The 21,640-nt window shown below is 49.6% G+C and carries 14 protein-coding genes and 1 tRNA gene; 8 read left to right on the top strand and 7 right to left on the bottom strand.

Annotated elements, in window-relative coordinates; all coding sequences use genetic code 11:
* The first annotated feature begins 10 nt into the window (after positions 1-10).
* Both GCU44_RS13240 and GCU44_RS13245 read left to right on the top strand, forming a co-directional pair.
* Positions 11-916, top strand: a complete 906-nt coding sequence (locus GCU44_RS13240) for a DnaJ C-terminal domain-containing protein (protein WP_154856827.1) — start codon at positions 11-13, stop codon at positions 914-916.
* On the top strand, positions 913-1,224 hold the full coding sequence (locus tag GCU44_RS13245; protein WP_092169255.1) for a chaperone modulator CbpM: 312 nt from the start codon (positions 913-915) through the stop codon (positions 1,222-1,224). The genes GCU44_RS13240 and GCU44_RS13245 overlap by 4 nt, the downstream gene beginning before the upstream one ends.
* Here GCU44_RS13245 and GCU44_RS13250 read toward each other — a convergent pair.
* Positions 1,225-1,299 (bottom strand) — tRNA-Val (locus tag GCU44_RS13250).
* An 84-nt stretch (positions 1,300-1,383) separates the two neighbouring features.
* Between GCU44_RS13250 and GCU44_RS13255 the strand changes: the two genes are divergently transcribed.
* The 4 genes from GCU44_RS13255 to GCU44_RS13270 all read left to right on the top strand — a co-directional run bounded on the left by GCU44_RS13255 (position 1,384) and on the right by GCU44_RS13270 (position 9,837).
* Entirely contained in the window at positions 1,384-2,694 is a 1,311-nt protein-coding gene (locus GCU44_RS13255; RefSeq protein WP_154856828.1) for a neutral/alkaline non-lysosomal ceramidase N-terminal domain-containing protein, read from the top strand.
* A 26-nt stretch (positions 2,695-2,720) separates the two neighbouring features.
* Positions 2,721-5,732: a PVC-type heme-binding CxxCH protein gene (locus GCU44_RS13260; RefSeq protein ID WP_161993938.1), complete on the top strand. Its 3,012-nt coding sequence runs from the start codon at positions 2,721-2,723 to the stop codon at positions 5,730-5,732.
* A gap of 305 nt (positions 5,733-6,037) precedes the next feature.
* A complete protein-coding gene (locus GCU44_RS13265; protein WP_154856830.1) occupies positions 6,038-8,374 on the top strand; it encodes a PSD1 and planctomycete cytochrome C domain-containing protein in 2,337 nt (778 codons plus the stop codon).
* Positions 8,375-8,376: 2 nt separating this feature from the next.
* Positions 8,377-9,837 carry a DUF1501 domain-containing protein gene (locus GCU44_RS13270; protein WP_154856831.1) on the top strand — a complete coding sequence of 487 codons (1,461 nt, stop codon included), beginning with the start codon at positions 8,377-8,379 and terminating at the stop codon, positions 9,835-9,837.
* A 437-nt stretch (positions 9,838-10,274) separates the two neighbouring features.
* On the opposite strand, the gene GCU44_RS13275 is transcribed toward GCU44_RS13270, so the two are convergent.
* The 5 genes from GCU44_RS13275 to mnmA form a co-directional block, all read right to left on the bottom strand.
* Complete coding sequence (locus GCU44_RS13275; RefSeq protein WP_154856832.1) at positions 10,275-11,555, bottom strand: aminotransferase class V-fold PLP-dependent enzyme; 1,281 nt, start codon at positions 11,553-11,555, stop codon at positions 10,275-10,277.
* Between the two features lie 192 nt (positions 11,556-11,747).
* The gene (locus tag GCU44_RS13280; protein WP_206670838.1) at positions 11,748-13,769 is read right to left on the bottom strand and encodes an outer membrane protein assembly factor BamB family protein; all 2,022 of its coding nucleotides are present in this window, start codon (positions 13,767-13,769) and stop codon (positions 11,748-11,750) included.
* Positions 13,770-14,193: 424 nt separating this feature from the next.
* Positions 14,194-15,690 carry a M28 family peptidase gene (locus GCU44_RS13285; protein WP_154856833.1) on the bottom strand — a complete coding sequence of 499 codons (1,497 nt, stop codon included), beginning with the start codon at positions 15,688-15,690 and terminating at the stop codon, positions 14,194-14,196.
* 41 nt (positions 15,691-15,731) lie between these two features.
* Positions 15,732-16,448 carry a pseudouridine synthase gene (locus tag GCU44_RS13290; protein WP_154856896.1) on the bottom strand — a complete coding sequence of 239 codons (717 nt, stop codon included), beginning with the start codon at positions 16,446-16,448 and terminating at the stop codon, positions 15,732-15,734.
* A gap of 1 nt (position 16,449) precedes the next feature.
* The gene (mnmA, locus tag GCU44_RS13295; RefSeq protein ID WP_154856834.1) at positions 16,450-17,664 is read right to left on the bottom strand and encodes a tRNA 2-thiouridine(34) synthase MnmA; all 1,215 of its coding nucleotides are present in this window, start codon (positions 17,662-17,664) and stop codon (positions 16,450-16,452) included.
* Positions 17,665-17,782: 118 nt separating this feature from the next.
* Between mnmA and gndA the strand changes: the two genes are divergently transcribed.
* Positions 17,783-19,684 (top strand): NADP-dependent phosphogluconate dehydrogenase, encoded by a 1,902-nt coding sequence (gndA, locus tag GCU44_RS13300; RefSeq protein WP_154856835.1) that lies wholly within the window; start codon positions 17,783-17,785, stop codon positions 19,682-19,684.
* A 251-nt stretch (positions 19,685-19,935) separates the two neighbouring features.
* On the top strand, positions 19,936-20,352 hold the full coding sequence (arfB, locus tag GCU44_RS13305) for an alternative ribosome rescue aminoacyl-tRNA hydrolase ArfB (protein WP_154856836.1): 417 nt from the start codon (positions 19,936-19,938) through the stop codon (positions 20,350-20,352).
* A gap of 242 nt (positions 20,353-20,594) precedes the next feature.
* Here arfB and GCU44_RS13310 read toward each other — a convergent pair whose 3' ends face one another.
* The gene (locus GCU44_RS13310) at positions 20,595-21,638 is read right to left on the bottom strand and encodes a branched-chain amino acid aminotransferase (RefSeq protein WP_154856837.1); all 1,044 of its coding nucleotides are present in this window, start codon (positions 21,636-21,638) and stop codon (positions 20,595-20,597) included.
* Positions 21,639-21,640 lie beyond the last annotated feature (2 nt).

Raw genomic sequence — 21,640 nt, forward strand, 5'->3', positions numbered from 1 at the left:
CGGACATACCATGGATTTTATTGATTATTATCAACTTCTGGAAATTGGAAAGGACGCCAGTCAGGAAGAAATTAAAAAGGCGTACCGAAAGCTCGCACGAAAATACCATCCCGATCTCAATCCAAACGATCAGGAGGCCCAAAAGAAGTTTCAGGCCATCAACGAAGCTAACGAGGTATTGAGTGACCCGGAGAAACGGAAAAAATACGACCAATTCGGCAAAGACTGGAAACATGCAGAGGCCTTTCAGGGTCAGTCCGGCGGAGGACCTGCCGGTGGTTTTCGTGAGCAATCGTACCGATCTGAAGATTTTGAACAAGCATTTGGTCAGGGTGGCTTTTCGGATTTTTTTGAGTCGCTATTTGGAAAAGCTGGCGGTCGAACTGAATCCAAGATCAGGTTCAAGGGCGCCGACCTGCACGCCAGCCTGGAATTGCCTCTCAGAGACCTGATGCACACGCACAAGAAAACGATTGCCATCAACGATCAAAAAATCCGAATAACCATTCATGCGGGCGTTGAAGATGGACAAACCATTCGAATCAAGGGCCACGGTGGAGAAGGCTTACAGGGAGGTCCCCGGGGTGATTTGTACATCACCTTTCATGTGGCTGGCGATCCCCTGTATACCCGGGAGGGAACCAATCTATACAAAACAGAACAGATCGATTTGTATACGGCAGTATTGGGAGGGGAGGCGATTGTTGAAACGCTTGCAGGGAAAGTGAAACTCAAGATTCCGCCCGGGACGCAAAACGGAGCCCGGGTAAAACTGAAAGGAAAAGGTTTACCGCTATACAAAAACGAGCATATTCTGGGGGATCTGTACCTAACCTATCATGTGAAGATACCCAAAAACCTTACGGAAGCGGAGAAAAAATTATTTACCCAGTTGGCAAACCTGAAACAATCATGAATCATCCCGATGAAAGCCTGATACCCCTGGATCAATTTTGCATTTCTTGCGGAATTGAGGTTTCATTCGTGCATAGTCTTTCCAAAGAAGGGCTCTGTGAACTCGTGGTACGGGAAGAATCCACGTACATCGTACCGGAGCATTTAGCCCAATTGGAGCGGCTGGCGCGGCTTCATTACGAAATGGAAATCAATCTGGAAGGGCTGCATGCGATCGTGCACCTGCAGGAAAAAATCACCGATTTGGAAGAAGAAGTTCGAAATCTTCGTAGAAAACTTCGGCGACACCAAAGCCCCGAGTATGAATAGTAGGTCGTACCAGGCTCGAACTGGTGACCTCTGCCCTGTCAAGGCAGCGCTCTGAACCAACTGAGCTAACGACCTGAATTCTCTGTGCAATATTACGGGAATTCATTCAAATAGGCAACAAAACCGTTTTAATATAATTCATCACCCTTGATCGTCTGTATGTTACCATCCTTTCGAATTTACCCAATCACTCTTTTTCTCCTGCTGTTCGTTCTTTCTGTCCCTGTTGCTTCCGCGCAACAGCTGAGGGCTTCGGTCTCAAAGGTGGATATTACCCCGGAGGACAGCCAATGGTTGTTGGGCTACGGCGAGCGAAAATCAACCGGCGTTATCGATCGGATCTTTCACCGGGTGGTCCTGTTAAACGAAGGAGGCGAGACATTTTGTTTGATTTCTTCCGATATCTGTCTGGTATCCCCGGCGGAGTACGACCGGGTAGCCGCGGAAATTCAGGACCGCTTTGGGATTCCTGTACTGAATATTTGGTGGACCGTAACACACACCCATGCGGCGCCGGAGGTGGGACCGCCAGGCCTACCGGAGGCCTTTATGGGGGAACGGTACACGCATGAATGGGACCGGGATTATACCCGATTGGTTGAAGACCGCTTATTGGCATCCATTGGTGAAGCCTTGGTCAGCCTTGAGCCTGCAAAAATGGGCTGGGGCTGGGGGTTTTCCAAAGCCAACATCAACCGGAGGGCAATCGATGAGCATGGAAAGGCGTCCCTTGGCCTGAATCCGGACGGCCCGGTGGACCGAAAAATCGGATTGATCCGCATCGATAAAGCGAACGGAGATCCGTTGACACTGGTAGCCAACTATCCCATACACGGTACCGTACTTGGACAGGAAAACACCGCCATTAGCGGCGATGCGCCCGGGGTGGTGGCCGCATACGTGGAAGAAAAAATCGGCGTACCCATGCTGTTTATCAATGGTGCCGCCGGTAACCTGGCGCCTATATACAGCGTTTACCCCGATCCGCGTTCCGGACACCTCAGTCAGTTTAAGGTATTGCTAGGGGATAAAATCCTGGGCGCCTATGCCAACATTCAATCGATTACCGGAGCGGTGGACCTGCAAACGGCTGCCCTGACCATCCGCACCCCGCGTAAGGAAGGGCTGCCCTGGCCGGATGATTTGGCTGCCTATTCCGAATTGGATGGTGCAGGAAAGCCACAGATTCTATTGCCCATACGCTTTCTTAAATTCAATCAATCATTGGCCATTTGGAGTGCACCGCTGGAATTGTTTTGCGAAGTATCCAACGAGGTGCGCCAAGAGTCTCCCTTTCCCTACACCTACTATTATGGATACAGCAATGGCTGGTTGGGCTATCTGCCTACCGCAGCGGCCTATGCGCACGGCGGGTACGAAGTGGAACGGGTAAATGCCTTTACACCCCGGGCCGGTGAAGACCTTACTTCCGCCGTGAAGGCCTTTCTTATGGGCTGGTTAAGCGAGTGATGACAATGGATTCTAGCAGTATAAAAATGACAAAAATCTACGATACCTATTTCTTTCAGTTCCTTACCTGCGCGTCTCTGCTGGCTTTTGTCGGCTGTCAACAAGCAGATGATATCCCTGTAGTTCCGGATGGGTTTGAAATCGACGAGCGGTTTCAATTGGAATTAATAGCCTCGGAACCACTAGTGGCCGATCCGGTCGATATGCTGATTGACGGGCAGGGTAGGATGTTTGTCGTGGAAATGCACGGCTATCCCCTGGATTTGAGTGGTACGGGCAAGGTGAAAGTCCTGACCGATACCAATGGCGATGGGCGTATGGACCGGTCTACGGTTTTTGCCGATAGCCTGGTATTGCCAACGGGCATAATGGCTTGGAAAAACGGGATTCTGGTAACAGACCCTCCCCATGTATTGTATTTGGAGGATACCGATGGAGATGGAGTAGCCGATACGCGGGAGGTAATCCTGACCGGTTTCGCCCGGTCCAACCCCCAGCACAACGTCAATAGCCCCCGGTACGGACTGGATAACTGGATCTATCTGGGCCATGAACCGGCGGTAACGACGGTGATTTTTGCCGAGGAATTGGGAGATAAGGGCGCCGAAATTCACTTTCCATTCGATCCCAAAGGGTTGAAATTACCGGTAAATGCCGGCGGAAGAAGTGTTCGGTTCAAGCCGGATGGAACAGGCCTGGAACGGTTGGCCAGCCGTACGCAGTTTGGTCACGCGTCCGATGCCTGGGGCGAACGGTTTCTGATAACGAATAACAACCACTTGATTCACGAGGTTTTGCCGGCCCGGTACCTGGATAGAAACCCCTTTTTTCCGATCAGTAACGTGACGCAGTCCTTTTCTGACCATGGAAACGCCGCCGAAGTGTACCCCATCACCGATAATCCGGAACACCAGCTGCTAACAGACATCGGGGTGATGACTTCAGCCTGTGGGGTCACGCCATACCTTGGAGGAAGTTTTCCTGCACCGTTTGATCGGGTCATTTTTACAGCCGAGCCCGTCAGTAACCTGGTACATGCGGATCTTGTTCAGGACAAAGGGGCTACCTTTACCGGCACGGAACTGTACGAACGAAACGAATTTCTGCGGTCTCGGGATGCCTGGTTCAGGCCGGTCAACATGTATTTGGGGCCGGATGGTGCCCTGTATCTGTTGGACTACCACCGAAGAATCATTGAACACCCCGAATGGATGGCGGATGAGGTAAACCAATCCGGGGCTCTTTACGATGGTACGGATCGGGGGAGAATCTACCGCATTACCCCGAAAGGGTCCAAAAAAGCCAACTTTTCAGAAACAATTGATCTGCAGGCAGCTTCGGATGAGGAGCTGATTGAGATGCTGGCATTGGAAAATCATTGGTGGCGATCCAATGCCCAACGAATTTTGGTGGACCGTAACCCGGACCCCGTGCCTACCGATTTGCTGGAACTTGCCGGGGATTCCGACCGCCCCTTAGGAAGGCTGCATGCCTTGTGGACGCTCCATGGGATGGGGAAACTTAGCCCGGAACTGGTGAACCAGGCCCTGGACGATCCGGAGCCGGGAGTACGCAAAAATGCCTTGTTGCTGGCCGAGTTTTTTCCCGAAGCGCTGGCGCAATGGCGCCAGAAATTGACCGCCATGCAATCCGATCCCGATCCCAAGGTCCGCTACCAGTTATTTAATAGCTTGAGTACGCTTTCTTCGGAATGGTCCTTTTCAACGCGCATGGCTATTCTGGCGAAAGATATGGCGGACGAATGGGTACAGCTGGCCGCATTGGCAGCGCCCATTGGACCGAGAGAAGATCTTTTGGGAGAATTGGTTTCCGGCTTTAAATCGGAAGTTGCGGGATATGCAGCAATGATCGAAAAAACAGCACGTATGCAGGCACAACGGGATGGGTTTGATGGAGTTAAACAACTACTGTTGCCCTTGCTGGAAGCTGATCGACCCGAGTCTGGATGGGAGGCTTCGGCGATCAAGGGCATTGCCGCCGGCTTGCGGAAATCCCCTCCTGCTGGAAAGGACTGGATTCACTTCCAATCCTCAATTGTTCGGAAACTACCCTCGATAGCCTCAATTCCGCTAAAAAACGCATTTCTAGATGTGATAACGGTGACACAACTGTCCGATATTCCGGTGCAGGAGGAGACGCTGGAAAAGGCTTTTCAGGTCACCTTAAACCCAGAGGCACCCGAGGAGGAGCGATTGCTGGGGTTACGCTTGTTGGGCCTGTTTCAACTGGAAAAAGGAGGCGATGAACTAAAACGTTTAATTAGACCTCAGGAATCGGTTCGCTTGCAACAGCAAGTTCTAAGCTATTTAAGCAAAGCAGGGGAGGAGGACTATGTTCGCTTTCTACTAGACCGCTGGACCGGGTTGAGTCCAGAGCTGAGAAATGTCGCCGTTGCTTCGCTATTGACCAGTAAGGAGCGCATTCATTCCTTGCTGGAAGGGCTTGAATCGGGGACCGTCATGCCCAGCCATATCCCCTGGGGTAACACCGTGTTTTTGATGAATCAGAAGGATCCTTCTATTCGGAATAGGGCACGGGAACTTTTGGTCCCTTCGGCAAGTGGGAGGGACGCAGTAATCGAACGCTATCAGGCTTCCCTGGAAATCGAAGGTATTCCGGAAAACGGATTGCGGGTATACGAGGAGAACTGCGCGGTGTGCCACCAAATGACGGAAGACAGGGGCTTCCATTACGGACCTGATTTGGCCTCCTTACGCAACCGTCGGTACGCGAGCATACTAAACGATATCCTGGATCCGAACCTTTCCATCGCAGATGGATACGATTTATGGCAACTCGTACTCGGCACTGGGGAAACTGTTCAGGGTATCGTCCTGCAAGAGACGCCAGGTGCCATTGAGCTGGCACAGGCAGGCGGGCTGCAACGAACCATTTCTCGTGCAGAAATTTCCAGCATGGAAGCACTACCTGTTTCAGGAATGGCGCAGGGGTTGGAGAATCAGCTAACCATCGATGAGATGGCTGATTTACTGGCATTTATCAAAAAGGGATTGTAGGGTACCGTTTGCTTGTCTTAACCAAATCCTGTGATGCGAAATATGCATTGAGGAGCCGAAGTCGATTTAAATTAATTATATATAAAAGACTGATTATCAATACTATAAATATATATCCCAAACTAAGGGTTGAATGGTTTGACGAGTAGTCGAAAAACCTGAACAAGCGTCAGTAATGCGAATGGGAGGCCGGTTCTCAGGTGGTCTGAGAAACGGCGAGCAGCAATCAATTGGTTATTGACTGGTTGCATACTCTGTTGGATCCGGGTTTGATTGTTATCTGGTTTCCTTTATTCGAATCTATCATGGATAAAGCCGTCCGAAATCTGTTGTTCCTTTTCCGCTGGAGTATACTCCTGGGGCAGGCTGCCTGTAGTGGATCGGAAGGAGAGAATAAAATCCAGAAAAGGATTCCCGATCAGGTTAGCTACAATTACCACATTCGTCCCATTCTTTCGGACAATTGTTTTGCCTGTCACGGTCCGGATGCCAATAAACGAGAAGCAGGATTGCGGTTGGATTTAGAGGAAGAAGCCTTTTATGCATTGAAAGAAAACCCGGATGCTTTCGCTTTGGTCCCCGGTAAACCGCACGAATCAGAAGTGTTTCGCCGAATAAACAGCAAGGACGAAGGGGAAAAGATGCCTCCGCCTGATTCCAATTTGGCACTATCGCAGCGGGAAATCGAACTGATTAAACGGTGGATAGAAGATGGTGCGCGGTACGAAAAACACTGGGCCTTTGAAGTTCCCCGCTACCCGGATGTGCCGGACGTTAACAAAACCGATTGGCCAGAAAACGAAATCGACTATTTTGTTTTGGAGAAACAGGAGGAGCTGGGTTATCAACCGAACGGTCCGACAGATAAGGAAAAGCTGTTGAAGCGAATCAGTTTCGACCTGACGGGCTTGCCACCAAGTATGGACCTAATGGATGCATTTGCATCGGATACCAGTTCCAGCGCGTACGAAGAAATCGTGGATTTCCTATTGGCACAGCCTTCCTTTGGCGAGCGCATGGCCGTTTACTGGATGGACGTTTCCCGGTATGCCGATTCGTACGGGTACCAGTTGGACAACTTCCGAACGCAATGGCCCTGGCGGGACTGGGTCATCCATGCGTTCAATAAAAACCTATCCTACAAGGATTTTATCACCTGGCAACTGGCAGGAGATCTACTGGAAAGCCCCTCGAAAGAACAAATTCTGGCAACGGGTTTTAACAGAAACCATAAAATAACCGAAGAAGGCGCGGTGGACGAAGAAGAATACCGGGTTACCTACGTCAGTGATCGGGTCAATACGGTAGGAAAGGCCCTGATCGGGATGACTTTTGAATGTGCGGCCTGCCACGATCACAAATACGATCCGATCTCCCAGCAGGAGTATTACGAACTCTTTTCCTTCTTTAATTCCGTAGACGAGCTCCGGACTTCCACGGCACCCATAGATCCTACTGTAGGCACACCCGCATCTTATGCCAAAAAGCCTTTTGTGGAAATCACGGATGAGGACGTGAAAGGAGTGCTTTCTTTTGTAAACAAAGCGGACAGCAGTCGCCTGATTGTTTCTGTAATGGGAGACCTGGATACGTTGCGAAAAAATTATGTGCTGGAACGGGGTATTTTCAATGCGTATGGAGCGGAAGTCTTTCCGGCCACACCGGAATCGATCGTTCCCTTTGACCCAGGTTATCCCAAAAATCGCCTTGGCTTGGCCATGTGGCTTTTTTCTGAAAAAAATCCCCTTACGGCCCGGGTATTTGTCAATCAGATATGGAAGGAGTTTTTCGGCCGCGGGATCGTAAACACAACGGGGGATTTTGGCATGCAAGGGGAACTACCCAGCCACCCCGAGCTGCTGGACTGGTTGGCGATGGATTTCCGTGAAAACGGATGGGATATCAAACGACTGGTCAAGCAATTGGTCATGTCCGCCACGTACCGGCAGTCTGCCGTGATTCGGGCGGAAATGAAGGCAGCGGATCCCGACAACGTGTATTTTACACGATCATCGCGCGCACATTTGAAGGCGGAATTTATCCGCGATATGGTATTGGCCAGCAGCGGGCTTTTGGTACCAACCATTGGCGGGCGCAGCGTGAAACCCTACCAGCCGGATGGATTGTGGGAAGCTGCCACGGCAGGGGGGTCTACCTTAGCGGAATACGTGCAAGACCACGGAAATGACCTGTACCGAAGGGGCTTGTATACCTTCGTCAAGCGAACGGTACCCCCACCTTCCATGCTGTTATTTGATGCAAGCAACCGGGATCAATGCGAAACGGAGCGTGCGAACACCAATACCCCCTTACAGGCGCTGGTTATGCTGAACGATCCAACGGTGCTCGAAGCGGCACGCGTTCTTGCAACCAACCTGTTGCGGGAAGCGTCTTCGGATAGAGACAGAATCAGCAAGGCGTTTCGACTGATTCTTTGCCGGCAGCCAAAAGCGAAAGAATTGGACTTACTGGAAACCTATTACGACAAAAAACTGGCTGAAATGACGGAAAAAAACGCCCAGGCGCTGGTAGCGATCGGCGAATTTCCCCAACCAAAACCAGCGGAAATGGTGCGTGTAGCGGCGCTGATGCAGGTGATCTCCACGCTGTACAATACAGAAGAAGCAATAACGAAATCGTAGTGATGGAAAAGGAACTGTTGGAATACGGATTGAATAGAAACCGAAGGAGGTTTCTCTCCCGCTTAAGCCTGGGGCTTGGAACGGTAGCCTTGGGATCCCTTTTGATACCGGACTTGTTCAGCCCAGGTAGGAGTGGCCGGGAGTCCTATGCCCGGCGTCCCAGTTTACCGGATTTTGCGCCAAAGGCCAAACGGGTTATTTACCTTTTTCAGAATGGCGCCCCGTCCCAATTGGAGTCGTTTGACTACAAGCCAATATTGAGAGCGATGCAGGGGCAGGATTTGCCGGAGTCCATCCGGGGAGGCCAGCGTTTAACGGGGTTTACGGCCAATCAGGCATCTCTTCCACTGGTAGGATCCTTTGTCGATTTTCGGCAATATGGAGCGGCCAGGGCGTGGATCAGTGATCTTTTCCCGAAAACCGCCAGCATCGTGGATGACATCTGCATCATCAAGTCGATGCACACGGAAGCCATCAATCACGATCCTGCGTTGACATTTTTTCAAACGGGCGCGCAGCAGGGAAACAGACCCAGCATGGGATCCTGGCTGAGTTATGGGTTGGGAAGCGAAAACCAAAATTTGCCCGCATTTACGGTTTTGATTTCTCGTGGAAAAGGGAATAGCCAAGGTGTCTATTCCAAATTATGGTCCAATGGTTTTTTGGATTCCATTCACCAGGGGGTTCAGTTTAGCAGTGGGGAAGATCCGGTGTTGTACCTGAAGGACCCGGAGGGATTGAACCGGCGTGATAGACGGGACATGCTTGATCAATTGGCCCAATTGAACCAATGGTCGTACGAGGAAAATCAGGATCCCGAAATTCATACAAAAATTCAGCAATACGAAATGGCTTACCGGATGCAGACTACCGTTCCGGAGGTATTGGACCTGTCAAAGGAACCCCAGAGTATTCTGGAATTGTATGGAGAAGATTGCAAGATTCCGGGTACTTTCGCCGCCAATTGCCTGCTCGCCCGAAAATTATCCGAAGAAGGGGTGCGATTCGTGCAGCTGTACCACCAGGGTTGGGATCAACACGCAAACCTGCCGAAGGAATTTACCGGGCAGGCCAAAGACGTGGACCAGGCTTCTGCAGCCCTGGTAACCGACCTCAAACAACGAGGCTTGCTGGACGAAACCCTGGTGATTTGGGGGGGAGAATTTGGCCGTACCAACTTCAGTCAGGGAGTGTTGACCAAGGACAATTTTGGTCGGGATCACCACCCCCGGTGTTTTAGCATCTGGATGGCGGGTGGTGGTATTAAGCCAGGGATCGTGTATGGGGAAACCGATGAACTGGGATACAATATCGTAAAAGATCCCGTGCACGTACATGATTTTCAGGCCACGGTTCTGCATCAGTTGGGATTGGACCACGAAAAATTGGTTTACAAACACCTGGGAAGACGATTCCGGCTCACCGATGTGGCGGGAAAGGTAGTAAAGGACATCATTGCTTGATTTTGAAATGATTTGCCACAGAAGTGAATTTCTTTTGCCGATTTGGGTAGGGTCAGATCCATCCACGCGAACAGCTCCAGAAAAGGCGATCCCATCTGATAGAGTAAAAGCTTCGATGTGTTCTAAGGTTAGAAATTAGGCAATTTAGCCATTTTAAGGCCACTGCTATTGACTTGCTCCGGTTCATTTTTGGCCTTCCCCAAAATCGAACCAAAAAGGTCAAAGCGGTTAAATCTAATTTTAAATGAAGGGTTGGAGGGTTTAGGGAAAGGATGGGGTAGACCGTACCGTTCTTCCCGATAAAAAATCAGGACAAAACATCGAAGCCGGTTCGTAACGCATGGGAATGTCAATCTGTCCTCCGCCTTTTCCTCCTAGCCTCAACGGGTTAGCCGGAAAAAACCGAGAAATAAGGAAGACACATTTTTTTTTGGATGCTATGTCTTTGATAGATCCTGAACTCCTTGTATAAATCGATCCAATTCTTCGGTTTTGGTATAAATATGAGGCGTTACCCGAAGACCATGAAACTTGCCCGTTTTATCTCCTTTTTGAGCAAGATGAATATGATAGTCTTTCAATAACTTCTGGGCTACTTCTCTGTCACTCCTGTTCCTTAGGGAGAAAGAACCCAAGGCACAGGCATATTCAGGTTTCAAGGATGTCTTAATTTCTACGTTAGGATTGTCAGCAACGCTGGTAATCCAATAGTTTTTCAAATACCTTAGCCTTGCTTCTTTTCTTTCGATACCGATGGCGTTGTGAAATTCAATAGCTCTGGCAATGGCTAGTTCGGCAGGTAAATTTCTTGTCCCAAAAGTGGAAAATTTACTGATCCGATCACTCTGTGGATTCTCATGGGTGAAAAGAGGCCAAAGCTGTTGGATCTCGGATTTTTTTACGTAAAGCATTCCCGTTCCAAAAGGAGCGCAAAGCCACTTGTGTAAACTGGTGGCGTAATAATCGCAGCCAAGATCAGAAATCTTAAAATTGATGTGCGCAAAACCATGCGCGCCATCCACGAGGACTTTGATGGCTGGATTTATATTTTTTACAGCAGCAGTAATTTTCTTTACCGGTACTATATTTCCATTGATATTATTCACATGGGTAATCATCACTACCTTGGTTTTATCCGTGATTGCACGGGTGTACGCATCTACAATCTCTTCGTCATTTTCAGCAGGCAGCGCCAGAGAAAGCCATTTAAGAACCACGCCATATCTGGCTTCAACTTCTTCCCAGGTATTCATCACCGAGGTGTAATCTTGTTCGGTGAGGATGATTTCGTCGCCTTTACTGTAGTTCCGGCCCCAAATCACCGTATTGACCGCTTCCGTTGTATTTCGGTTTATAGCGATTTCTTCCGGACTACAGCCTGCCAAAAGCGCCAATTGCTCCCGAACCGCCCTCGAAGCATCTTCCTCGCTCCACATATACATGGATGGAATGGTATTAAACTCTTTGGTGTAGTGGTGAAACACTTCCTGCACCACCCTGGGCTGCGGGCTTACACTTCCGTTGTTTAGATTGGCCACCGTAGCTGAAACGGAATACTCATTGCGCACCCAATTCCAAAGCAATTCCTCCTCGTCGATTTGAGGCAATGCCCTCCAAATATTCCGTTCGTTTTCTGATCGTCTGGCAAAATGGGGTAGGGAAAATGCAGTGGAAGCAGCCATGCATCCTTTTTTTATAAAATCTCTTCTATTCGTCATTCGATTAGTGGTCTAAGTTTAGGTAAAACAGCGCTTTTTGGCTTTTTATTGGATGTTTGAAGTAGGCTAAATGGAGGTTTAAAAATTGTATTGGTTGGTAAATCAGGTTGAAATTTATTCGATTTGGAAGGTATAGTACTAGCTGTGCCAAAGGGGGGATTCATTCCTTGACTTCATAGAATCAATGGTGTATCAATCGGGAAGACTAAATACAAAAACAGCCCCCTCAGGGTGGGGTTTTAGTTTCGAGCCGCCTGCAGAGATGGCAACGTATTGTTTGCCGTTCACGGCGTATACACTAGGAGTAGCATGTCCCTCACACGGCAGCTCATACTCCCAGAGTACTTTTCCGTTGTCTTTGTCAAATGCCCGGATTTTAGAATCAGCCGTAGCCGCAATAAACAGGAGCCCTCCTGCTGTTACCACCGGACCACCATAATTCTCCGTGCCGGTAATTGGAATGCCCCGTTGCGTCAACTCCTCGTATTCTCCCAGTGGTACTTTCCATTTTATCGTGCCCGTATTCAGGTCAACCGCATTTAGTGTTCCCCAGGGTGGCCTGATGGCAGGATATCCTTCATCGTCCTGCCAGCGTTGGAAACCGCGGAAGACGTAAGGTGGCGCGGTATCATCCCGATTACCTTTTGAGCTAACTACCTCTTCTTCATTAAACAGGAACGTTACGATGGCGTCCAGACGCACCTGCGAGATCTGATCAAAGGCGGGCATACGTCCTCCTCCCTTTTTCATCACCTGCATTACCGTTTCCTTGGTTAATCGACCGGACACATCTTCCAGGGAAGGAAAGCCACCGGCAGGATTGCCTCTACGATCCGTGCCATGACAGGAAGCGCAATGGATCAGGTAGTGCTTTTCGCCATTTGGCAATGTGGAACCATCGGCCTTTTTAGTGGGAACCAGCTGGTAAAACCAGGGGATCTCGTTTACATTCACGTACAGTATTCCCTCAGGATCTGCTGCAGCGCCACCCCATTCCATGCCGCCATCGAATCCGGGAAACATGATGGTTTGGTCGGTACTGGGGGGCGGGTAGGCCCCAAAATTTCCCGATTGACCGAATACCTCTTTACTCATTTGCCGTGCTCTGGGAGAAATGGTCGAAAAATCCTCCGCCGTATAGGCTTGCCGCATCAACGGAGGCGGCTTGGTCGGAAAGGGTTGTGTGGGCCAGGTTTGGATTTCATCGATTTCAGAGGCAGCTTGTGGACGTTCTTCAATCGACCATATTGGTTCTCCGGTAACCCTGTCAAACACAAACAAAAGCCCCATTTTGGTACCGACAGCAACAATGTCAACCTTTTTTCCCTCTTGCGTTACCGTCAGTAAAGTTGGCGGTTGGGGGATATCCAGATCCCAAAGATCGTGATGCACGAGTTGGTGGTGCCAAAGGCGCTTTCCTGTATTCGCATCCAATGCAATGAGCGAATTGGCAAATAAATTCTCTCCATACCGACCGCCCCCATAAAAATCCGGACCGGCCGTTTCCGTTGATACATAGACAATGCCGCGCGGTATATCAATAGCCAGCCCTGACCAATCCGATGCGCCTCCGGACTTTTCCAAGTAGTTTTCCGGCCAGGTATCGGATCCAAATTCACCGGGTCGGGGCAAGGTGTGAAAAATCCACCTTCGCTTTCCTGTACGCATATCAAATGCACGCACGGCACCGGGAATATCTTCCCCCACGTTGGCCCCGATGATAAACATATCCTTGTAAATCTGTCCAGGGGTATTGAGCATTACATTCGGCATGCCCAAAACGTCCATTTCAGCACCCAGGTGAATCGATCCTTGCTCCCCAAATGAGTTGATGAGTTCACCGGTTTTCGCATTCAATGCATACAACCTGTTTCCTTTCATGGTAAGTAGGCGTCCAACTTCACCATCATCCCAATACATCAGCCCCCGTTGGTCCCCGTCGGCAAGTGATTCATGAATCTCGGAAGGATCAAATGTCCAGTGTACCTTGCCTGTTGCCCCATCCAAAGCGACAACCCGACTGCGCGGGGTAGCCGTATACAGCCAACCATCAACAATAAGGTTATTTGTTTGAAAATTGGCCGAGTCTCCGGTTAGATACGTCCAGGCCAATTCCAATTGAGCCACATTGTCTTTGTTTATTTGATCCAGCTTGGAGTATTGATTGCTGCTAGGGTGACCCAAATAAGTTGCCCAGTCGGCACCGGCACCCACTGGTTCGGATTCTGTACAGGCAGGCCCGGCAATAGCGAGAAAACAGACGAATAGGAGGCTGTATGTTGAAAGACAATGATCCTCATTCCATCTCTTCCTTGAAATAGCTATGTGGATAACTCGATAAAGAAATTGCAAAACTGTCAAACGATGGATCATGTATTTGTTCATTGCTAGTCTTTCAACGTACCAAGATAATCAATCATGGGTATAAAAACCAACCTGCACCTACGGCATATAAAGACACGATAAACGGATAAAAATCAATAGTGTAACCTTTTTCACTAAACGTATTTTTGCAAACATTACCGGACGTAACGTTCATTGACTATTCGTTTTTATTGTGTTGCACTAAAATAGAGAATTCCGTACCCGTTTGGCACAGGCTGCTTTATGGTATTGAATGCTTTATCTGGCAATAATGTTACTCATTGGAATGGGTTCCGTATAGGTTTTTACCTGCTTCCTCGTACTTATCTCCTTCGATCCAAAGGGGTTGTTGTGGGTCATTGGCAATGGTTTGTGCCGATAAGATGTAAGATTTCCAGTACTTTATCGCATAATCCAGATTGAAATTGGACACCTCGTCGGAGGCTTGGTGGTAGTGCTTGGCGATTTCTGCATCAAATGCCGTAAATCCCAGACTGAAGGTGGGGGCGGGAATTCCTTTTTTGGCAAAATTCACGTTATCGGAGCGGTCGTACAACCCCTGCTCGGGAGCCGGATCGGCAATGGCTTCCAAACCAAAGGCCCTGGCGGCCTCCTGTATGTGGTGATCTGCAGAACTGCGGCCCAGTCCGATCACCGTTACCAGAGTCGTATCGTTGTACCCGGCATTGTCAATGTTTAGGTTATAGACGATATCGGATAATTCCACCGGCGGATTGTCTGCAAAATAGGAAGAGCCCAGCAGGCCTTTTTCCTCAGCCGTCCAGGCACAAAGTAAAATGGATCTTTTTGGCGGGTGCACACCAAAATACTGTGCCGCCTGTATCAGTGCCGCGGTACCCACAGCATTGTCCCGGGCTCCGTTATAAATCGAATCGCCTTCTGCATTGGGCGCTCCGATGCCTACGTGGTCGTAATGGGCGGAAAGCATGAGGTATTCATCCCGCATGGTATCATCGGTCCCTTCGATGTAGGCCACAACGTTTTTGCCAGGTATTTTTCGGTTGATCTTACCCCGGATATCAATTTGCAGCTGGGAGGATTCGTCGCGGATGGCTTGGATGCGCTCTCCGGTAAGGTCTTTCATCCACAGATAAGGAATGGATTCCTCGGCATCCGGATCGGTATCCAATCCCAATTGGGGCTTGTTCAGGTAGTTCACCAGCAGACTCCAGGGAGTCGTGGGTACGTTGTACATTTCGATCAGACCGGCGGCACCTTTTGAGCGGGCCAGCGCCATTTTTTCTCGTCCGGCTGCAAAAAGCTGCGGAGGCGATAACCTGTCGGGGGCACCGACGCGAACCACTACCCATTTTCCAGCTACCTCGACGTTTTTGTAATCTTCTTCCAATCCATACCCAAGAACGACTGCCTCAAAATCTCCGGCTATATCGTCTCCCGCAAGTACCAGTAGCTCTTCGCCATGCTGTAGCGTATCGTTGTTCCAATAGACGGTTCCCACTGAAGGGGGGCTTGAGTACCTAAAAGGCACCGGTTGGTAATAGCTTCCGATTTGCTCCAAAGGCTGAGCACCGTATTTTTCGAATTGATTGGCAATGTATAACGCCGCCACGTCAATTTCAGGACGGGCGGGATCCCTACCCATCAACTCGTCGGCTGCCAGAAATTTAAAATGGGAAACGGCTTCGGCTTTGTTAATGATTGCTTCGATGTCCTCTTTTTGCGCTCTCAAGGAAAAAAAGGAAAGCATCAGCACCGAAAATAAGCCAAGGGAAACTAGTTTGCGATTCATACTACTTTTTGATTTAAATATAGGGATTTATTTCGTAGAATTTAGGAGTAAACAAGTTCGGGTTCCCAGCCCATATGTTCCATTATACGGTGAAAGTGTTCAGGAACCTCCGCCTGGATCTGAATTTCTTCCTGACTTTCAGGGTGCTGGAATTTTAGTGTCCAGGCATGCAGTAGTAGGTTTCGCATCTGGAAATGGCTTTCAAAAAACCTGTTTTGCTTGTTATCCCCATGTGTAGTATCTCCGATGATGTAATGGCGAATGTGTGCAAAATGCCGGCGTATTTGGTGCATTCTTCCGGTATGTGGATAGATCTTGACCAGGGAATACCTGCTGCTGGGATACCGGTCGGAGGAAGCATAGGGAATTTCCGCCTGGGCTAGGGTCCAGTACTCCGTTACGGCCTGCTGCAATTCGTGTTCCATGTCTTTGGCCAATGGATGCGAAATCAGGGCGTGATCCTGCGGCATGTACCCGCGTACCAGGGCCAGGTAGCATTTTTTGATGGAGGTACCCGCAAATTTTGGCTGAAGCCGGGAGGCCGCCGCCGAGCTCTTGGCAAACAGCAATACGCCGGAAGTAGGACGGTCGATCCGATGCAAGGGATACACCTTGTACCCCAACTGCTCCCGCAAGAGGTGCACGGCGTAGGCGGCCATGGAGTCTTTTTCAAGGGCCGATTTGTGCACCAGTACCCCCGGTGGCTTGTTTATGGCCAGGTAGGCTTCGTCTTCGTAAATCAGGGACAGCGGGCGCATCTCAGGCAATGGTTCCCGATCCAATGGCTTCATCCCCTTCGTACCAGGCCACGAATTGTCCGGCGGCGATTCCCCGTTGGGCTTCGTCAAATCGTACATACAAACCGCTTTCTTTACGATAAAGCCGGGCCTTGCTTAACGGTTGCCGGTACCGAATCCGGGCCAGGTACTCGGCGGTTTCACCTACCTGCAGCGCTTTATCCGGACGGATCCAATGGATGTCTGGGGTAGGAACAAACAATCCATAGCGCAGCAGGCCCGGGTGATCTTCCCCCAAACCCGTGTAGATGATGTTTTCCTGCGTATCGGTCGCAATGACAAAAAGCGGCTTACCGGTGCCACCGATGTTCAATCCTTTCCGCTGTCCGATCGTAAAATAATGAGCCCCGTTATGCTCACCTACCACCTCTCCCTCGTTTTCCGAATACGGTGGAACAAGGCAGGTATCTTCCAGCAGTTCCTGATCGTAGGCATCGGCTTCCATGCCCGCGGGTATGCTGTTTTTTTGGTACCGCGGGGCCGATTCGGGCACGGCGATGACTTTGCCTTTTTTGGGTTTTAGTTGTTGCTGCAAAAAATCCGGAAGGCGTACCTTTCCAATAAAACAAAGGCCCTGGCTATCTTTCTTGCCCGCCGTTACCAGGTCCAAATCGGCGGCTATCGTTCGTACCTCGGACTTTTGCAGATGACCGATGGGAAACAGGGCCTTTGCCAATTGTTCCTGGTTTAGCTGGCATAAGAAATAGCTTTGGTCTTTATTGGGATCTGCTCCTGCCAAAAGCCGGTACATTGGCTTTCCGTCAACTTCTACCGATGCTTTCTGGCAGTAATGACCGGTCGCTACATAATCCGCCTTTAGTTTCAGGGCGGTTTTCAAGAAAATGTCAAATTTGATTTCCCGGTTGCAAAGGATATCCGGATTGGGTGTTCGACCCGCCTTGTATTCTGCAAACATGTAATCGACAATGCGTTCCTTGTAATCCTCGCTCAAATCAATTGCCTGAAACGGGATACCAAGTTTTTGAGCAACCAACATCGCATCGGTGCTGTCCTCCATCCAGGGGCATTCGTTGGATAAGGTGACGGATTCATCGTGCCAGTTTTTCATAAACAAGCCAATGACCTCGTATCCTTGATCCACCAACAGACTGGCAGCTACCGAACTGTCCACCCCTCCGGAAAGTCCTACGACCACTCGTTTTTTATTATCTTGCATAACCTTTTTATTCCGGGCCAAAACCTAATGGACAACAATTGGTGCCAGGGCAATCGTTCCCTTGGCAAATTTAGGGAATATACTAATCCGATCCGGATGAATTTTAGTAATTTCGCAGATGGTTATCATCCTTTATGGCGTTACAGGTTGCGGAAAATCGACCGTAGGCAGGCTGTTGGCATCCCGACTGCAATTGCCTTTTTACGATGCAGATCAGTTTCATCCACCGGCCAACAAGCAAAAAATGAGGGCCGGGATTCCGCTTACAGACGAGGATCGGATTCCCTGGCTGAACGCAATCGCAAGGTCGATGGCGGAATGGGAGAAGGATGGGGGAGCGGTTCTGGCTTGCTCGGCATTGAATGAAAAATACCGCAAACTCCTTCAAGTAGTCCCCAAGCTACACTGGGTGCTGCTGCAAGGTAGCGAGGAGCTGATCAAATCCCGTTTAAAAAGTCGGGTGGGTCACTTTATGAATCCAGCGCTGTTAGACTCTCAGTTGGCCACGCTGGAGATCCCCAATTATGGGCTGAAAGTAGGAGTGGACAAAACACCAGAAGAAGTAGTAGAAGAAATTATGGACTCAATGAATTCTGTAGCGCAACTATCCGAAATTGGTATCATTGGAATGGGCGTCATGGGCAAAAATCTCGCCTTAAACCTGGCCGCAAAGGGAACCACTTTGTCGATCTACAACCGTCATGTGCCCGGAAAGGAAGAAAAAATAGCAGAGAAAGTGCTCGCAGACAACCCTGATTTGCAACAGGTCCGCGCCTACGACGAGCTGGAAGGCTTTATGGAAAGCCTGGAATCGCCGAAAAAGGTATTGTTGATGATCCCGGCTGGCGCGGCAGTGGATCAGCAGATTGAGGAGTTATTGGAGTACCTAAACCCTGGAGATATTTTGATCGATGGGGGGAATTCCTTCTACAAAGATAGCAGTACCAGAACCCATTACCTGCAGAAAAAGCAGGTAGTATACGTCGGTATGGGGGTATCTGGGGGGGAGGAAGGGGCCCGCTTCGGTCCATCCCTGATGCCGGGAGGAGAAAAGGCAGGTTTCGTATCGGTAAAACCGTATCTGGAAAAAATAGCAGCCAGGGATTTTCGCGGCAAGCCCTGTGTCAGCTATATTGGCCCGGAAGGGGCCGGACACTTCGTCAAAATGGTCCACAACAGCATCGAATACGGTGAAATGCAGGCCATTGCGGAGATCTATTCGCTGATGCGGCATTACCTGCAACTGTCTGTGGACGAAATTGCAGCTTACTTTCAATCCTGGATGGATAGCGATTTGTCCAGTTACCTACTGGAAATCACAGTGGCTATTCTTCGAAAAAAAGAAAACGGCGAACCCTTGCTGGATAAGATTTTGGATCAGGCAGCCCAGAAAGGGACCGGCGGCTGGTCGGTGGCCACCGCGCTGGAATTCGGCGTTCCGTACGGCGTCCTGTCGGAGGCAGTAATGGCCCGCAACCTGTCGGCGCGAAAGCCTTTTCGTATGATTGCCTCGGGACTGTACCATCCGGAGAAAATATCAGGCATCGAAGACCGCGAGGCTTTTCTGCAAAAACTCCAGGCAGCCTACCAGGCAACACGGATTATCAATCACGATACCGGTTTTTCGTTGATGCTGGAGGTTTCCGAAAAAAATAACTGGAACCTGAATTTTTCCGAGATCGCCCGCATATGGACCAATGGATGCATCATCCGCTCCCGGCTTATGGAGGAACTGGTGGACCTCTTTCAGGAAAGCAGCCGCATCCTGCTAAACCCGGAAGCGGTAGCTGCCTTAAAAAGTTACCAGTCGGACTTGTCGTACGTGGTAGGTCAGGCCCTGCAGCATGGATTCCCCGTTCCGTTACTATCCAGCGCCATTAATTGTTTCCTGGGGGCAGTGACAGCAAATTCACCGGCCAACCTGATTCAGGCCCAACGCGATTATTTTGGTGCCCATACCTACCAGCGGACGGACACAGATTCCGGAGAATCGTTTCATACCGAATGGAAGGATAGCTGAGGTGTTCGGTATATTTCGAGTAAATACCGCCATTAACGGATCACATGCAGGACGTCCTCTCCATCAAGACGCTGATCCTAGAAACGATGGCGGGGCAAGGCATGGTGACCCACGAAGCAGACGCTGTCTCCCAGGTAATTGCTTATAGATAGAACGAACCGGTGTTTCCTCAAGTTTTGCGGCCGGGAAGGGAACTTCTTTTGCGGTAGATCAATTGAACAAGCGTCAACAAAGCTAATCGATCGGGTGAAATGTCCATTTTTCAAAAAATAAATGCGCAGTTTTTAAACCAGGAGTTAACCTTTCAGGCCAGCAGAAGCAGTGGGCCGGGAGGGCAAAACGTCAACAAGGTGAATTCAAAAATACTGTTGAAGTTCAATATCCCCGAATCCCGTATTTTGGAAGAAATGGAAAGGGATTTCTTGATGAAAAAGTGGGCAAACAAATTGGATAACGAAGGCAATCTAATCATCCAATCCCAGGAAAGTAGGTCGCAGCTACAAAACAAAGCCATTGCCCTCCGAAAATTCTATCATATGTTGGAAGCTGCGTTTCAGAAAAAAAAGGTAAGAAAGGCCACGCGACCCAGCAAACGGGCCGTTGAAAAACGCCTAAAAACTAAGCGTATGCAAGCCGAAAAGAAACAATACCGAGGAAAAGACTGGTAGCAGGTCAGATAAGTTAACTCTGGGTCAATAACCCAAGCTTTTGTTCAACTACGTGCTTTTCTGCCTATCAATGGATCTACGAGTAAATTTTTTCCGGATTGGCCTGAAAGGGTTTTCATTGATTTCTGAGCGGTGCGCCGCAGCTATTCCTGGATCTTGCGTAGCACCATCCAACTATTTTGGATTTTCGAGATTTTGAAAATAGTTTCATACGACTAACGGTCGCAACGCGGCCCCTCTCATCAGGTATCCAAGAGGTGGTTCCACCCGTACTTGTCCGGATGCTTGCCTACTCTGACGGACGATAGCTGGTTTTTCAGCCGGTACATGCCGGCATCTGCTGCCAGGTAGGTGCCGTACGATTTCCCGTTGTAACTGATCGTTTCGATGGGAGAGATCACCGCGGCTGTGCCTGCGCCAAACGCTTCCACCCGCTCTCCGTTTTCAATGCGTTGGCATATCTCTTCAATGGCTATGGGTCTTTCTTCCACCGAAAAACCTTCCTCTTCGGCCAATTTCAATAGAGAATCACGGGTAATCCCATCCAAAATACTATCGCTAAGCGCAGGAGTGACCAGCCTGTTTCCATCCAAAACAAACAGGATGTTCATGGTTCCCGACTCTTCAATGAATTGCTTCTCTTTGGCATCCAGCCAGATGATTTGGTCGAAACCTGCTTTTTTGGCATTAATTTGCGGGAGCAGGGATGCACCATAGTTCCCACCGTTTTTTGCTGCTCCGGCACCCCCACGAGCTGCGCGAATGTAATCGGTTTCCACCTTTACCTTCAGGGGCTTGTTGTAGTAGGCCCGCATGGGAGAAAGTACGACCATAAACAGGTATTCTTGGGAAGCATCTACGCCCAATTTTTTTTCAGTCGCGATCACAAAGGGACGGATGTACAGGGAGTACTCTGGATCGTCGATCACCCAATCCGATTCTTGTTTTAATAGCTCCTCAATGCCCTCCATGAAAAGATCCTGCGGCAAAGGCGGCATGGCCATTCGCTCCAGGGAACGGTTCATTCGCTTCCAGTGACTTTCCATTCGGAAAACATTGATTTTACCATTGGCCATCCGAAAGGCTTTGAGTCCCTCGAATACCGTCTGACCGTAATGAAAGCACATGGCCAGTGGCGATAAAGAAATGGCTTGTACCGGAGAAATGCGGTAGGCAGACCATTCCCCCTTTTGGTAAGCGGCCACCAGCATTCGATCGGTGGATTGAACGCCAAAGGTGAAGTTTTCAAAGTCAAAATCGGGTCGTTGCGTTTCGGTTTGGTTCATGA

Origin of the sequence: Cyclobacterium xiamenense, assembly GCF_009467825.1 — a bacterium.
Taxonomy (GTDB): Bacteria; Bacteroidota; Bacteroidia; order Cytophagales; family Cyclobacteriaceae; genus Cyclobacterium; species Cyclobacterium xiamenense.

What these genes read in the sequence shown, in the direction of transcription:
- GCU44_RS13240 (WP_154856827.1), top strand. Translation starts at nt 11, where the DNA reads ATGGATTTTATTGATTATTATCAACTTCTGGAAATTGGAAAGGACGCC.
- GCU44_RS13245 (WP_092169255.1), top strand. Translation starts at nt 913, where the DNA reads ATGAATCATCCCGATGAAAGCCTGATACCCCTGGATCAATTTTGCATT.
- GCU44_RS13255 (WP_154856828.1), top strand. Translation starts at nt 1,384, where the DNA reads ATGTTACCATCCTTTCGAATTTACCCAATCACTCTTTTTCTCCTGCTG.
- GCU44_RS13260 (WP_161993938.1), top strand. Translation starts at nt 2,721, where the DNA reads ATGACAAAAATCTACGATACCTATTTCTTTCAGTTCCTTACCTGCGCG.
- GCU44_RS13265 (WP_154856830.1), top strand. Translation starts at nt 6,038, where the DNA reads ATGGATAAAGCCGTCCGAAATCTGTTGTTCCTTTTCCGCTGGAGTATA.
- GCU44_RS13270 (WP_154856831.1), top strand. Translation starts at nt 8,377, where the DNA reads ATGGAAAAGGAACTGTTGGAATACGGATTGAATAGAAACCGAAGGAGG.
- GCU44_RS13275 (WP_154856832.1), bottom strand. Translation starts at nt 11,555, where the DNA reads ATGACGAATAGAAGAGATTTTATAAAAAAAGGATGCATGGCTGCTTCC.
- GCU44_RS13285 (WP_154856833.1), bottom strand. Translation starts at nt 15,690, where the DNA reads ATGAATCGCAAACTAGTTTCCCTTGGCTTATTTTCGGTGCTGATGCTT.
- GCU44_RS13290 (WP_154856896.1), bottom strand. Translation starts at nt 16,448, where the DNA reads ATGCGCCCGCTGTCCCTGATTTACGAAGACGAAGCCTACCTGGCCATA.
- mnmA (WP_154856834.1), bottom strand. Translation starts at nt 17,664, where the DNA reads ATGCAAGATAATAAAAAACGAGTGGTCGTAGGACTTTCCGGAGGGGTG.
- gndA (WP_154856835.1), top strand. Translation starts at nt 17,783, where the DNA reads ATGGTTATCATCCTTTATGGCGTTACAGGTTGCGGAAAATCGACCGTA.
- arfB (WP_154856836.1), top strand. Translation starts at nt 19,936, where the DNA reads ATGTCCATTTTTCAAAAAATAAATGCGCAGTTTTTAAACCAGGAGTTA.
- GCU44_RS13310 (WP_154856837.1), bottom strand. Translation starts at nt 21,638, where the DNA reads ATGAACCAAACCGAAACGCAACGACCCGATTTTGACTTTGAAAACTTC.